This is a genomic window from Microbacterium sp. M1A1_1b (assembly GCF_053345565.1).
The window spans coordinates 32,999-45,856 of record NZ_JBKFAJ010000006.1 but is presented as its reverse complement, the minus strand read 5'-3'; the positions used below and the strand labels follow the sequence as shown (position 1 = coordinate 45,856).

At 69.9% G+C, this 12,858-nt stretch carries 16 protein-coding genes; 9 read left to right on the top strand and 7 right to left on the bottom strand.

What is annotated here, in order from left to right; all coding sequences use genetic code 11:
* Positions 1-270 precede the first annotated feature (270 nt).
* Entirely contained in the window at positions 271-609 is a 339-nt protein-coding gene (locus ACLBWP_RS14260) for an SDR family NAD(P)-dependent oxidoreductase (protein ID WP_447655782.1), read from the bottom strand.
* 366 nt (positions 610-975) lie between these two features.
* On the opposite strand from ACLBWP_RS14260, the gene ACLBWP_RS14255 reads away from it, so the two are divergent.
* Positions 976-1,410, top strand: coding sequence for a hypothetical protein (locus ACLBWP_RS14255; protein ID WP_447655678.1), 435 nt, complete (start codon positions 976-978; stop codon positions 1,408-1,410).
* A 184-nt stretch (positions 1,411-1,594) separates the two neighbouring features.
* Here ACLBWP_RS14255 and ACLBWP_RS14250 read toward each other — a convergent pair whose 3' ends face one another.
* Positions 1,595-2,305, bottom strand: coding sequence for an SDR family oxidoreductase (locus tag ACLBWP_RS14250; protein WP_447655677.1), 711 nt, complete (start codon positions 2,303-2,305; stop codon positions 1,595-1,597).
* 54 nt (positions 2,306-2,359) lie between these two features.
* Here ACLBWP_RS14250 and ACLBWP_RS14245 point away from each other — a divergent pair, with 54 nt between their 5' ends.
* Positions 2,360-2,779, top strand: coding sequence for a MerR family transcriptional regulator (locus ACLBWP_RS14245; protein ID WP_447655676.1), 420 nt, complete (start codon positions 2,360-2,362; stop codon positions 2,777-2,779).
* A 10-nt stretch (positions 2,780-2,789) separates the two neighbouring features.
* Here the strand turns inward: ACLBWP_RS14245 and ACLBWP_RS14240 are convergent, their stop codons facing one another.
* The gene (locus ACLBWP_RS14240) at positions 2,790-3,659 is read right to left on the bottom strand and encodes a helix-turn-helix transcriptional regulator (RefSeq protein ID WP_447655675.1); all 870 of its coding nucleotides are present in this window, start codon (positions 3,657-3,659) and stop codon (positions 2,790-2,792) included.
* A gap of 133 nt (positions 3,660-3,792) precedes the next feature.
* Here ACLBWP_RS14240 and ACLBWP_RS14235 point away from each other — a divergent pair, with 133 nt between their 5' ends.
* Positions 3,793-4,533, top strand: coding sequence for an SDR family oxidoreductase (locus ACLBWP_RS14235; RefSeq protein WP_447655674.1), 741 nt, complete (start codon positions 3,793-3,795; stop codon positions 4,531-4,533).
* Positions 4,534-4,660: 127 nt separating this feature from the next.
* Here ACLBWP_RS14235 and ACLBWP_RS14230 read toward each other — a convergent pair whose 3' ends face one another.
* The 4 genes from ACLBWP_RS14230 to ACLBWP_RS14215 form a co-directional block, all read right to left on the bottom strand.
* Complete coding sequence (locus ACLBWP_RS14230) at positions 4,661-5,650, bottom strand: carboxypeptidase-like regulatory domain-containing protein (protein ID WP_447655673.1); 990 nt, start codon at positions 5,648-5,650, stop codon at positions 4,661-4,663.
* A 121-nt stretch (positions 5,651-5,771) separates the two neighbouring features.
* Positions 5,772-6,266, bottom strand: a complete 495-nt coding sequence (locus ACLBWP_RS14225; RefSeq protein WP_447655672.1) for a hypothetical protein — start codon at positions 6,264-6,266, stop codon at positions 5,772-5,774.
* A 99-nt stretch (positions 6,267-6,365) separates the two neighbouring features.
* Positions 6,366-6,689, bottom strand: coding sequence for a Dabb family protein (locus ACLBWP_RS14220; RefSeq protein ID WP_447655671.1), 324 nt, complete (start codon positions 6,687-6,689; stop codon positions 6,366-6,368).
* A gap of 193 nt (positions 6,690-6,882) precedes the next feature.
* A complete protein-coding gene (locus tag ACLBWP_RS14215) occupies positions 6,883-7,449 on the bottom strand; it encodes a dihydrofolate reductase family protein (protein WP_447655670.1) in 567 nt (188 codons plus the stop codon).
* 102 nt (positions 7,450-7,551) lie between these two features.
* Between ACLBWP_RS14215 and ACLBWP_RS14210 the strand changes: the two genes are divergently transcribed.
* From ACLBWP_RS14210 to ACLBWP_RS14185, 6 genes are all read left to right on the top strand, one after another.
* Positions 7,552-7,908, top strand: a complete 357-nt coding sequence (locus ACLBWP_RS14210) for a VOC family protein (RefSeq protein WP_447655669.1) — start codon at positions 7,552-7,554, stop codon at positions 7,906-7,908.
* Between the two features lie 127 nt (positions 7,909-8,035).
* Positions 8,036-9,394: a sensor histidine kinase gene (locus tag ACLBWP_RS14205; protein WP_447655668.1), complete on the top strand. Its 1,359-nt coding sequence runs from the start codon at positions 8,036-8,038 to the stop codon at positions 9,392-9,394.
* Positions 9,376-10,050 (top strand): response regulator, encoded by a 675-nt coding sequence (locus ACLBWP_RS14200; protein WP_243563004.1) that lies wholly within the window; start codon positions 9,376-9,378, stop codon positions 10,048-10,050. The genes ACLBWP_RS14205 and ACLBWP_RS14200 overlap by 19 nt, the downstream gene beginning before the upstream one ends.
* Positions 10,051-10,190: 140 nt before the next feature.
* Positions 10,191-11,072, top strand: a complete 882-nt coding sequence (locus ACLBWP_RS14195) for an ABC transporter ATP-binding protein (protein ID WP_447655667.1) — start codon at positions 10,191-10,193, stop codon at positions 11,070-11,072.
* A complete protein-coding gene (locus ACLBWP_RS14190; protein WP_243563006.1) occupies positions 11,069-12,145 on the top strand; it encodes an ABC transporter permease in 1,077 nt (358 codons plus the stop codon). The genes ACLBWP_RS14195 and ACLBWP_RS14190 overlap by 4 nt, the downstream gene beginning before the upstream one ends.
* A gap of 4 nt (positions 12,146-12,149) precedes the next feature.
* A complete protein-coding gene (locus ACLBWP_RS14185; protein WP_447655666.1) occupies positions 12,150-12,830 on the top strand; it encodes an NUDIX domain-containing protein in 681 nt (226 codons plus the stop codon).
* Positions 12,831-12,858: the final 28 nt, after the last annotated feature.

Below are 12,858 nucleotides of genomic sequence, written 5' to 3'. Positions count from 1 at the left end.
GAAGAAGTTCTCAGGTTCTCTGACGCAGTCGTCGTGGGAGTGGCCCGACCACAGACGGACAGGAGGCCCGGTGCCAGCTGGCAGATTCCAGTTCTGGTCGCAACGCCGGTGGGGTCAGTTCGTTCGTAGCAGGCTCGCGAGGCGCTCGCGGGATCGCAGACGAACACGGGAACCCCGGTCGCGATGTGGAACTGTCGGTGGGCCGCCATCTCGGCTCCCTGATCCCACGTCAACGAGGTGCCGCTGGCGAGCGTCCCAGGATGGTCGGCCTCAGGAAGCGAGCATCTGCGCCACCACCGCGTACAGCTCCTTGGGGTCACGGGCGAGCATCTGCTTGATCAGCGACGACTGTTCATCGACGACGACTTCCCAGTCGCCGCGTTCCACCCCGTCCAGGGTGGCGCGTGCCACGTCAGCAGGGTCGGTCTTGTCGATCGAGAGTCCTGCGGTCATGTCCGTGTCCGCCACCCCCAGATGGACGGATGTCACCGTCGTCCCCTGCTCGGCCAGCTCGTGACGCAACGCGTTGCCCATGTTCCACAGGGCGGCCTTCGACACGGCGTAGGCGGACGCTCCGGGCATCGCCAGCCACGAGGCGCCCGAGGCGATCTCGCGACGGCGACCGGTATCGGCGCTCCGATCGGACTTGGACTGGGGCTGGCCGCAGGGTCTACCGTCGCATCGGTTGGCGCTCGCGCTGTCGTAGGCGACACCAGCGGCGCGGTAGGCGCGGGTCTACTTGGAACCGCAACGCTCGGTCTCGGGGGACTGGGGGAGGCGCTGGAGGTTCCCACGCTCACAAAGACGGTCACTGCAGCCGGATACACCGGTATCGAGACCGGTACCAGTCTCCTTTCGAATTGAGGCACAATGCTTTCTCCCCTCGCGGGTCAGCTCGCTATTCCAATCTTCGCGGTCTTGATCGTGTGCGTCATCATCGCGTTCGTGCGCGATCGTCGAGGAAAGAAGTAACGCTTGATCGACGAAGCCGCGGGCCGACGGCTGAATCAGCCGGTCCGGGTCCGAGTAACCAACTCAATCGGGTGGTGGGTGCTGGCGGCGGTATCTCTTTACATGGCGACGTTGGGCGGCCCCGCTTGGCTGATCATCGGTTGTGTGCTCGCAGTCGCAGGCATCTACCTCGCGGTGAGGCAGTTGACGGCGGGTGTCGACCTTCGGAGTGACGAGATGGTCGTCCACGGAGCTACTCGAACGAAGCGGATCAACCGAGACGCGGTCTCGGCAGTGACACGGTTCCCCCGGCTCGATGTCGAACAGCACGACAAATCGGTCGAGTTGATCGTGACGCCATTCCTCAGTGGCAGATCTCGAAAGTCGGACGCGAGGCAAGCCGAAGCTCGCGACGAAGTCGAGCGATGGTGGGCTGGAACGACACCGAGACAATATTGAGCACCGTCCACGTTCATGATCTCGCGAACTCGTGTCACCTGACGATTGTCGATCTACGGCGTCAGATGCGAGGCGGCCCAGCGCGGCGACGACCTCGTCGACGGAACCGGCAGCGGGTCTGCGCATCGAAACGGACATGCCGAGATGAGGCCACAGCGCTGCCGGAAGACCAGGATGGTCGGCCTCAGGAAGCGAGCATCTGCGCCACCACCGCGTACAGCTCCTTGGGGTCACGGGCGAGCATCTGCTTGATCAGCGACGACTGTTCATCGACGACGACTTCCCAGTCGCCGCGTTCCACCCCGTCCAGGGTGGCGCGTGCCACGTCAGCAGGGTCGGTCTTGTCGATCGAGAGTCCTGCGGTCATGTCCGTGTCCGCCACCCCCAGATGGACGGATGTCACCGTCGTCCCCTGCTCGGCCAGCTCGTGACGCAACGCGTTGCCCATGTTCCACAGGGCGGCCTTCGACACGGCGTAGGCGGACGCTCCGGGCATCGCCAGCCACGAGGCGCCCGAGGCGATGTTCACGATCGCGCCACCGCCGTTCGCGGCCAGGACGGGTGCGAAGGACCGGATCACGGACAGGGTGCCCCACACGTTCGTGTCCATGTCGAAGTGCGCTGCGTCCAGGTCGCCGAGCAGGCTCGCGGAGGTGGCGATCCCGGCGTTGTTGATCAGCAGGTCGACATCGGTGGCGATCGCGGCGGCTGCGGCGACGGATGCCGGCGAGGTGATGTCGAGCGCGACGCGCTCCACGCCGTCGAGGTCGATGCGTTCGGGGCGACGAGCGGTCGCGTAGACCTTCGCGCCGCGTTCGACGAGTTGGGCCGCGAGGTGACGGCCGATGCCGCGGTTCGCGCCGGTGACGAGGGCAGTGGCTCCAGAGATGTGCATGGCGCTACCGTAGAACCTGACATCAGCGTCAGGTTCAAGTCGAAGGGACACCACGTGCGCATCGGAGAACTGGCGGAACGTGCGGACGTCAGCGTGCGGTCCCTGCGGTACTACGAGGAACAGGCTCTGCTGTCGTCCACCAGGACCACGGGCGGGCACCGCGAGTACCGGGAGCCGGACGTGACCCGAGTGCGCTTCCTGCAGATGCTGTACGCAGCGGGCATGCCCAGCCACCGGATCCGCGAGCTGCTGCCGTTCCTCGACACCGGCGTCGCCACGCCGACGATGCTCGGACACTTCGACGAGGAAGGAGATCGGATCCAGCGCCAGATCGCAGCCCTCACCGACACGCACGACCGCCTGACGAGGCTCCGCGACATCGCCGCAGACTCGGTCGCGGGGAGGTCTCCGAACGAGTGCCGCCCGTCGGCGAACGCCGCCGTCGCCGGTCAGGGACGAGATCGGTCTCGGTGAGACCGGCCGGTCAATCGGACGGCTGCGCCGGCGTCAGGTCGGTGGTCCACGCGTCTCGGTGAGCGGGCGTCGTCGTCACGGATGCCAGGAGGCGCAGTCGGTCGGCGGTGGACGATCCCTGGTCGGGGTAGTAGAGCACGACGAGGAGGTCTCCGACGGGGAGCTTCTCGCGGTTCAGGGTGAGTGCTCCGATCGTGGGGTGGTGGACGCTGGCCGTCCCGCCCTCGAGGTGTCGGACGTCCTGGCGTGCCCACAGCTGACGGAACCGAGCACTCGACAGGGAGAGTTCGCCGACGAGTTCCACGACGCGGGCATCGGAGATGTCGTCGCCGACCGTGCTCCGGAACGACGCCACGGAATCGGCTGCGGCCGTGTCCCAGTCGTCGTGGAACGCGCGTTCCTCGGGGTCCAGCAGCAGATCTCGGAGTCGGTTGTGGCCCGGGACCAGCCGCGGCGACAGGGCCTGTGCGAGTGCGTTGGATGCGAGGACGTCGAAGGTGCGGCTCTCGACGAACGCCGGGACGTCCACGGCGGCGAGGAGATGGTGAAGCCGTGCGGGAACCCGGTCGATGCGGCGCGTGCGTCGAGCCCGGGGACGAGGAGCGCCGAGGCCGAGGAGGTACTCGGTCTCGACGTCGTCCAGCTGCAGCACCCTCGCCAGGGCCTCGAGGACCTGCGGGGACGGGTTGTTGTCCCGCCCCCGCTCCAGCCTGAGGTAGTAGTCGCCACTGATCCCGGCGAGCAGGGCGACCTCCTCACGCCGGAGCCCCGGGACGCGGCGGTTCGCGTTCTCCGGCAGACCGGCCATCGCGGGGGTGACCAGGTCGCGGCGGGCACGGAGGTAGGCCCCGAGTCGATTTGCCGAAGCGTCGTCGTCCATGCCGATCACGCTAGTTCGTGATCGTGGTCGCAGCGGGGGTCCTGCCAGACCCCTGGGCCAGCAGGGTCCTTCCACGGCCCGCGACCGCGCGGGAGGCTCTGGGGGTACCGCTCATCGACAGGAAGCACACCCCATGGACATCACCAACCGCACCGTCCTCGTCGTCGGAGGCACCTCCGGTATCGGCCTCGGCCTCGCCCACCGGTTCGCCGACGCCGGCAGCACCGTCGTCGTCGGCGGCCGCAACACCGACCAGGTCGACGACCTCGAGACCGTCCGCATCGACGTCACCGACTCGGTGTCGGTGTCGAACGCCCGGGACGAGGTCCTCGCCGCACACCCGGACCTCGACCTCGTCGTGACGATGTCGGGCGTCATGCTCGTCGAGGACCTCCGGGACCCGGCGCACTTCAGCGACGCCGAGACGAGCATCCAGGTCAACCTCCTCGGCACCATCCGGGTCATCGACGCCTTCACCCCGCACCTGATCCAGCAAGGCCACGGCGACGTCATGACCGTGACCTCGGGGATCGGGTTCCTCCCGTTCCCGCTCATGCCCACGTACGGTGCGACGAAGGCCGGGGTGCACGCGTACACGGAGTCGCTGCGCGCGCACCTCGACGGCACCGGTGTCGGGGTCACGGAGTTGATCCCACCGGCCGTCGCGAACGCGGGCCAGGAGAAGCTGAACCCCGCCGCGCTGCCGCTCGGCGACTTCCTCGACGAGGTCATCGGGCTGGTCACGCAGACGCCGACGCCGAACGAGATTGTCGTCCAGGCAGCGGAGCGTCTGCGGTGGGCTGAGAAGAACGGCACCTACGCCGAGCTGCTCGCGCAGCGCTCCCAGTCGCTGGGTACCCTTCCGGGCCGCTGATCCGTCTGCATCTGCGGCTGCGTCGCCGACCACGACGCCGGAGGTGCACGGACGTCGGAGCGGCCGGGCCCGACGACCCTGGTGGCATGCCGGAACTCGACGTCGTGGCACGTCGCCCCGCCCCTCGTCAGCGCCCGGCGGGCTCCGGCACCGCCCCACCCCACCCGTTCATGCCCCCGAACACGACGCGCACGGGCACCGCCTGCGCCCGCTCGGTCACGTACCGGTACACGCCACCCGGGCGTCCGAGCCACAGGACACGTGCCGGTGTGGCGGACGTCGCGACCGTCCGGAGCTCGACCACGTACTGCCCCGACGGGATCTGGAACTGGGCAGTCTGCTCGTCGTCGAGGACACCGGAGAACCGGGTGGAGAACGACGCCGCGCTCGTGGTTTCCGTCACCGTGACGGTCGCACCGCTCAGCTCGGCGGAGGGTCGGAGCGATGCCGCGTGGGCGTCGACGGTCAGGTCGTAGTCGTCGTGCGCGTAGTGCCGCGACAGCGTCACCTGCGACGCCGGGACGGTTCCGCGCTGCTGGTACACCCGGGTCTTCCACACGGCGGGGGAGGCCAGCCCGTTGGCGTGCGCCTCGATGCGGTAGAGACCGGTGCTCAGGCCGACGAACTCGTACTGACCCGCCCGGTCGGAGGTTGTGCGGAACACCTGCGACGTGTCCTCGTTCCACGCGTACATCAGGCGGCCCGCCGACGGCCCGGCGGGTCCGACGACGGCACCACGCACGGTGGCACCGAGCACGAGCGGCACGGTGACCGCGGCGCTCGAGCCGCCGCTGACCGCGATGCCCGACCGGAGCCCGGGTGCGTACGTCGCGGCTCCGTGCGGCGGGACCACCCGTGTCGTCACCGTGACGGTGTCCGGCGCCGGGATGCCGGTGAACGTCGCGGTGCCGTCCGCGTCCGTCGTCGCGTTCCCGACGACGACGTCGGTCCCGATCGCGGCAAGTTCAACGTCCGGCAGCCGGATCGGGGCGCCGTCCGGCGTCGTGAGCTGCACGGAGATCGACCCCGAGCCGGCTGCGGCCGCCGGCGTCGCCACGCCGACCAGAGCGGCTGCTGCCAGCACCGCGGCCAGTCCCGTACCCATGATCCGTCGCATCGTGTCCCCTGATCGCACACCGGTCGTTCGTTGCGGGGGACTGTACGCGCCGGTCGGGCCGTGGGGAAGAACGACGGGAGGCGCGGTGCCAGCTGGCACCGCGCCTCCCGTCGGTCAGTTGTCAGCGCTGCTTCGCTGCGAGCTTCTGCTCCTTGACCGCGCGGAACCACGCGCTCGAGGCGGGCAGGAAGGTGAGCACGGCGGCCACGATCGACGCGAGGACGCCGAGGACGGCGACGACGCCCCCCACGACACCGGTGAGGCCGAGGATCGTGATGATCAGCAGCACGATGCGGGCCCAGTTCGCGCCACGGCGCATGAGCAGGTCGAACACCACGAACGCGATGATGAACAACACACCGATCACGATGCCGGACACGAACGAGGCCTGCACGACGGCGTCCACGTTGATGCCGTTCGTCGAACCGCCGGTCTGGGCGATCGCGTCCTTGGCAGCCTGCTTGGCCGCCGGCAGCTGCGTGGCGCTGACGATGATGCTGATGACGCGGATGAGCGCGGTCACCAGGTACAGCCAGAACGCGATGGTGACGAGGCGGGGTGCTGCACCGGCCGCGGGCGACTGGTAGGGGTTCGACTGGTACGGGTTCGACGTCATGCTGGTGGTCCTCCTCCGGCCTCGACCTTCGGGACCGTCCGTACAGATACTGCCCGGTTCCGACCGTTCGTGACCGGAACCCACGTTCTGCGGGCCACGTCAGCTGGCGGCGATGTCGAAGACCACCACCCGCTTGCTGCCCGCACCGATGCAGTCGGCGACCGGCTGGTGCTCGGCGTGCGGCAGGTAGCCGACCAGGGCATCGCGGTCGCGGAACCGGACGACGAGCATCCAGTCGAAGCCGCCCTCGAGCCCCTCGGTGCTGACGCTCGTGCCGGACGACACCGCCAGGACCCCGTCGATCCGGGGGAGGTGCTGCTGCGACAGGGCATCGGCCTGGGCGGAGTGGTCGACGCCGTCGTGCCACTGCACCAGGACCACGTGGGTCACACCGGACGTGTTGAGTGCGTCGTTGTCGGTCATGCCTGCAGCCTGCCAGGACCATGCCGAGCGCGTGGAGGGCTCCGGAAATCGAACCAGATGAAGCGCCCCGAACTGGCGCGCCCCCCGTGTGTGACCGACGATACGGCGGGTCGGATCCTCGAGGCATCCTCCGGAAGAACGAGGTCCCGGCTCTCCCGGTGGCCGGTCGGCCAGTCGGGTGACGGCCGGGCGTCTACCGTCGCACGCCGTACCGCAGTGCCACGGTGCCCATCCGGAACGTCCGACTGCTCAGGAGCTCCAGGTCCACCTGCCGCTCGAGCCGGGCGAAGAACGGGGTCCCGCCGCCGACCAGGACAGGGGAGACCCGCACGCGGTACTCGTCGATCAGCCCCAGCTCTGCCGCCGCTGCGGCGAGCGTCGCCCCACCGATCGCGATCTCGCCGTCCCCGGGTTCGGCACGCAGTCGTTCGATCTCCTGCGCGACGGTGCCCGTCGCCAACCGGGTGTTGCTGGCGTCGACGCTGGGGAGTGTGCGCGAGAAGACCACCTTCGGCAGGGCGTTCCACAGGTCGGCCCACTCGCGCTCGGCCTCGTCCCACGTGGCCGCCTGCACCGGGTCCTCCCAGTAGACCATCGTCTCGTGCAGCTTCCGCCCGAGCAGGTGCACGTCGACGCCGTGGATCTCGTCGATCGAGGCGCGGAACTCCTCGGCGTCCGGGGCGCCCCAGTCGAAGCCGCCGTCCGGTCCGGTGATGAACCCGTCCGCCGTCATGCCCATGGAGTACGTGACCCGCTTCATGCCGCGGAACCTACGCCCGTGGTGCGGTCCGTGCACGTTCCTGAGCCGGTGCCCATCGCCCTGCGCCGAGCGTGCGGGTCACCAACCACGGAAGGCATCATCATGGCAACAGGAGTTGCAGCAGTCTGGGTCCCCGTCACGGACATGGCCCGCGCGGTCGCGTTCTACCGCGACACCCTCGGGCTCGAGGTCACCAGCCAGGACGACGACTGGAGCGAGATCGACGCGAACGGCCTGCGCATCGGGCTGAACGCGCGCGAGTCGGCCAGCGCGTCCAGCGACGGCGGCGCGGTCGTGTCGTTCCAGCCGGACGGCAGCATCGAGGACGAGGTCGCCACCCTCAAGGAGCGCGGCGCCGACATCCAGGGCGAGATCAGCGAGCACCCGTGGGGCAAGATCGTCCCCTTCAAGGACAGCGAGGGCAACGACCTGCAGCTGTACGCTCCGCCGACCAGCTGACGGGTCGCGTTGCGACCACGGTCCGGACGGGAGGCCCGGTGCCAGCTGGCACCGGGCCTCCCGTCCGCTCTCCACAGCCTCCCGCGACGCTGCCACCCGCAGCGGTCGGCCCGCTACCGTGGTCCCCATGACGACGACGGGGGTGGCCGCGCACGACGGCTGGTCGCGCCTGCCCGTCGGCCGCCGTGAGTACCGGCAGGACGTCGTCGTCGCGCTGGTGCTCGCCGGCGGGATCGCGATCTCGGCAGTCCTGTCCGGCGCTGCCGGCATGTACGACGACCAGGCACCGTGGTGGGTCTCCGCGCTCATGGTCGTCGCGAACGCCGGGCCGCTGGCGTTCCGCCGCCGCTTCCCGATGACCGTGGCGGTGGTCGTCGCGCTGGCGTTCGTCGGCACGCAGCTGCTGCGGGTGCCCGAGGCCATCTTCATCAACTTCACGCTGTTCATCGGGCTCTACACGGTGGGGGCGTGGTGTTCCGACCGGGTCCGTGCCGAGTTCGTCCGGTGGTTCGTGATCGTCGGCATGTTCATCTGGCTGTTCCTGGCGATCGTGTTCCGCTGGTCGGTCCCCAGCGCACTGCCGAACCAGGGCGACTCACTCATCCCGCCGTTCATCGCCAACGCGCTGCTGTCGATCATCATCAACCTGGTGTACTTCGGTGCCGCCTGGTACTCGGGCAACCGGGCGTGGGCGTCGGCCGTGGCGAAACACGCGCTGCACGAGCGCACGGCCGAGCTCGCGGTCGAGCGGGAGCGCACGGCTGCCCAGGCGATCACGCTCGAGCGGGTGCGCATCGCCCGCGAGCTGCACGACGTCGTCGCCCACCACGTGTCGCTGATGGGTGTGCAGGCGGGGGCCGCTCGTCGGGTGCTCGAGCGTGACCCGGCCCAGGCGGCGACGTCCCTCGGGGTGGTCGAGGACAGCGCCCGCACGGCGGTCGAGGAACTGCGGCGGATGCTCGGCACGCTGCGCGAGAGCGACGCCGATGCGGCCGACGGTCTCCTCGACGCTGATCGCACCGCACGCACGACTGCCCCCAGCACCGACAGCATCGCGCGCATCGCCGAGCTCGCCGACGCCGCCAGGACGGCCGGCCACCCCGCGCAGTACACGGTCGTCGGCGACGTCCGCCCGGTGCCCCCGACCGTGGCGACGGTTGCCTTCCGCATCGCACAAGAAGCGGTGACGAACGTCCTGAAGCACGCCGGGCCGGACGCCCGCGCGGACCTGCGGCTGCGCTACCTGCCGGACGCGATCGAGGTCGAGGTCACGGACACCGGGGTCGGCAGCCGTGCCGTGCGTCCGAGCGGCGCGGACGACCACGACGCCGACCGCGTTGCCGGAACCGGCACGGGCATGGGCGGGGGCAGCGGCCTGGGCCACGTCGGCATGCGCGAGCGCGTGTCCGCGGTCGGCGGCACCGTCGAGATCGGGCCCCGAGCCCGGGGAGGGTTCCTGGTGCGCGCATGGCTGCCGACGACGTGACCGTACGGGTGGTGCTCGCCGACGACCAGGACCTGGTGCGGGCGGGGTTCCGGGTCATCCTCGAGTCGGAGCCCGGCATCGTCGTGGTCGCCGAGGCTGCCGACGGCGCGGCTGCGATCCGCGCGGTCGAGCAGTACCGACCGGACGTGGTGTGCCTGGACGTCCAGATGCCGACGGTGGACGGGATCGAGGCCGCCCGTCGCATCACGGCGCTGCCCGATCCGCCGGCAGTCCTGATCCTGACCACGTTCGACAACGACGACACCCTGTTCGACGCGCTCGATGCCGGCGCGAGCGGCTTCCTGCTGAAGAACGCGACGCCCGAGCAACTGGTCGATGCGGTCCTGACGGTCGCGGCCGGTGACGCGCTGCTGGCCCCCGACGTCACACGCCGGGTGATCAGCCGCGCGACGACGGGCACGGTGCCGGTCGTCGCACCCGATGCCGCGGTGCCGGGGCTGACGGAGCGCGAGACCGAGGTGCTGCGGCTGCTCGGCCGCGGCTGCAGCAACGCCGAGATCGCGACGCAGCTGTTCGTCGGCGAGGCCACCGTCAAGACCCACGTGTCGAACGTGCTGCAGAAGCTCCAGCTGCGTGACCGGGTGCAGGCCGTCGTGTGGGCGTACGAGCACGGGGTGGTCCGCTCCGGCGGATGAAGCGCGGACGGTCGTGCTGGAGCTCGGCTCCGTCTCGGGATGGAGGCCCGGGTTCCGTCCGGCGCGGGAGGTACCGAGCGCAGGTCCTCCGTAGCGTCGGTGGTGCGGTGGGAAGCAGCTCACCGCCGGAAGGGGAAACGATGCTCAGGGTCGAAGGAGTGACGAAGCACTTCGGCGAACGCCGGGTGCTCGACGACGTGACGTTCGAGGTGGGTCGTGGTCGGCTCACCGGGTTCGTCGGCGGCAACGGCGCCGGCAAGACCACCACCATGCGGATCATGCTCGGGGTGCTCGACTCCGACGGCGGGACCGTCTCGATCGACGGACAGCCCATCGGGCCGACCGACCGCCGCCGCTTCGGGTACATGCCCGAGGAACGCGGCCTGTACCCGAAGATGCCGGTCGCCGAACAGATCACCTACCTGGCGCGGCTGCACGGCGTCGACCGTCGCGCCGCTGCAACCCGCACGGCCGAGCTGCTCGAACGGCTCGAGATCGGGCAGCACGCCGACGACCCTGTCGAGAAGCTCTCGCTCGGCAACCAGCAGCGCGTGCAGGTCGCCGCCGCGCTGGCCCACCGCCCCGAGGTCCTGGTGCTCGACGAACCGTTCTCCGGGCTCGACCCGATGGCGGTCGACGTCGTGCTGGGTGTCCTGCGCGAGGCAGCGGCCGACGGCGTCCCGGTGCTGTTCTCCAGCCACCAGCTCGACGTCGTCGAACGGCTCTGCGACGACGTCGTGGTCATCGCCGGCGGCAGCATCCGCGCGGCCGGTCCGCAGGAGGAACTCCGCCGCAGCGCGGGTCCCGCGGCGTGGGAGCTGCTGGTCGACGGCGACGCCGCGTGGCTGCGCGACGAACCCGGCGTGCACGTCCGCGAGTTCGACGGCGGCTACGCGGTCTTCGAGGCCGACGAGACCGTTGCCCAGCGCGTGCTGCAGCGCGCCGTCACCACCGGGACCGTGGGGTCGTTCGGCCCGCGCGTGCCCCGACTCAGCGAGGTCTTCCGCGAGGTCGTCCGATGAACAACTCCTTCGCCATGGCGGTCCGCCTGGTCACCGTCCGCGAGATCCAGGCCCGGCTGCGTAGCAAGGCCTTCGTGATCTCGGCGGTCATCCTGCTCGTGATGGTCGTCGCCTCGATCGTCGTCGGCGGGATCGTCGGCAAGTCCACCGCCGGCAACACCACACCGGTCGCGGTCGTGAACGGCGTGTCACTGCCGTCGTCCGACGGGCTGAAGGTCACGCAGGTCGACGACCGGGCCGCGGCCGAGAAGCTCGTCCGCTCCGGGGACGTCGACGCCGCGATCGTGCCCGAGTCCGGTCCGCTCGGGTTCGGCGTGGTCGGCCTCGACAAGGCGCCGACCGAGGTCATCCAGGCACTCAGCGTGTCACCGAAGGTCGAACTGCTCGACCCGAACGCGATGGCGCCGGGCTTGATCTCGCTGATCGGGATCGCGTTCGGCATCGTGTACTTCGCTGCCGCCGTGACGTTCGGACAGTCGATCGCGCAGAGCGTGGTCGAGGAGAAGTCCACCCGCGTGGTGGAGATCCTGATGGCGGCGATCCCGGCCCGCGCGCTGCTGGCCGGCAAGGTGATCGGCAGCAGCATCATGGCGCTCGGGCAGGTGGTCGCGATCGCCATCGCCGCCGCCGTGGCGCTCGCCGTGACCGGGCAGGACAACCTGTTCGGGCTGCTCGGGCCGAGCATGCTGTGGTTCGTCGTGTTTTTCGCGATCGGGTTCGTGCTGGTGGCGTCGCTGTTCGCGGCCGCTGCGGCACTGGTCTCGCGGCAGGAGGACGTCGGCAGCGTGACCACCCCGGTGATGATGCTGCTGATGATCCCGTACTTCCTGATCATCTTCGCCGCGGACAACCCCACCGTGGTCGGCATCATGTCGTACGTGCCGTTCAGTGCCCCGATCGGGATGCCGATGCGGATCTTCCTGGGCACGGCCGAGTGGTGGGAGCCGATCGTGTCGCTGCTCGTGGTCATCGCGTCCGCTGCCCTCGTCGTGGTCGTCGGCGCCCGCGTGTACGAGAACGCGCTGCTCCGCACCGGTGGCCGCGTGAAGCTCACCGAGGCGATGCGACGATGAGCGCATGACCTCGACCGAGCAGGACACCCCCGTGCACCGAACACCCGACAGTCGTGGCCGAACGGGACTCGACCGGGTCGGACGTCACCTGGACCGCAACCCGGACGTGGTGGTGCGCGACGTCGAGGTGACGTCGGACGGATGGCACGTGCTGCGCCGGACCACGTTCGACGTCCGCGGTCGGGACGGGACCTGGTCGACGCAGCAGCGCGAGACGTACGACCGCGGCAACGGTGCGACGATCCTGCTGTTCGACCGGTCGCGCGGGACCGTGTTGCTGTCACGGCAGTTCCGGTTCCCGGCGTACGTCAACGACCACCCGGACGGCATGCTCATCGAGACCGCGGCCGGGCTGCTCGACGAGGAGGACCCCGAGACCGCGATCCGCCGCGAGGCCAGCGAGGAGCTCGGCGTCGACGTCGGCACCCTGACGCACGTGTTCGACGCGTACATGAGCCCCGGGTCCGTCACCGAGCGGGTGCACTTCTACGCAGCCGAGTACACCCCCGCCGATCGCGTGACGGCAGGCGGGGGCGTGGCGGACGAGGGCGAGGAGATCGAGGTGCTCGAGCTGCCGTTCACCCAGGCGCTGGCCATGGTGGAGGACGGTCGGATCGTGGACGGCAAGACCATCATGCTGCTGCAGTGGGCAGCGTTGCGGGGCGTCCTGTCGGACGGGCGCTGACGGGGAGACCGCAGGACTGCCGGACGGG

Coding starts and splice junctions, on each gene's coding strand:
- ACLBWP_RS14215 (WP_447655670.1), bottom strand. CDS start 7,449: ATGAAGCGGGTCACGTACTCCATGGGCATGACGGCGGACGGGTTCATC.
- ACLBWP_RS14235 (WP_447655674.1), top strand. CDS start 3,793: ATGGACATCACCAACCGCACCGTCCTCGTCGTCGGAGGCACCTCCGGT.
- ACLBWP_RS14220 (WP_447655671.1), bottom strand. CDS start 6,689: ATGACCGACAACGACGCACTCAACACGTCCGGTGTGACCCACGTGGTC.
- ACLBWP_RS14190 (WP_243563006.1), top strand. CDS start 11,069: ATGAACAACTCCTTCGCCATGGCGGTCCGCCTGGTCACCGTCCGCGAG.
- ACLBWP_RS14225 (WP_447655672.1), bottom strand. CDS start 6,266: ATGACGTCGAACCCGTACCAGTCGAACCCCTACCAGTCGCCCGCGGCC.
- ACLBWP_RS14195 (WP_447655667.1), top strand. CDS start 10,191: ATGCTCAGGGTCGAAGGAGTGACGAAGCACTTCGGCGAACGCCGGGTG.
- ACLBWP_RS14250 (WP_447655677.1), bottom strand. CDS start 2,305: ATGCACATCTCTGGAGCCACTGCCCTCGTCACCGGCGCGAACCGCGGC.
- ACLBWP_RS14230 (WP_447655673.1), bottom strand. CDS start 5,650: ATGCGACGGATCATGGGTACGGGACTGGCCGCGGTGCTGGCAGCAGCC.
- ACLBWP_RS14205 (WP_447655668.1), top strand. CDS start 8,036: ATGACGACGACGGGGGTGGCCGCGCACGACGGCTGGTCGCGCCTGCCC.
- ACLBWP_RS14240 (WP_447655675.1), bottom strand. CDS start 3,659: ATGGACGACGACGCTTCGGCAAATCGACTCGGGGCCTACCTCCGTGCC.
- ACLBWP_RS14185 (WP_447655666.1), top strand. CDS start 12,150: ATGACCTCGACCGAGCAGGACACCCCCGTGCACCGAACACCCGACAGT.
- ACLBWP_RS14210 (WP_447655669.1), top strand. CDS start 7,552: ATGGCAACAGGAGTTGCAGCAGTCTGGGTCCCCGTCACGGACATGGCC.
- ACLBWP_RS14200 (WP_243563004.1), top strand. CDS start 9,376: ATGGCTGCCGACGACGTGACCGTACGGGTGGTGCTCGCCGACGACCAG.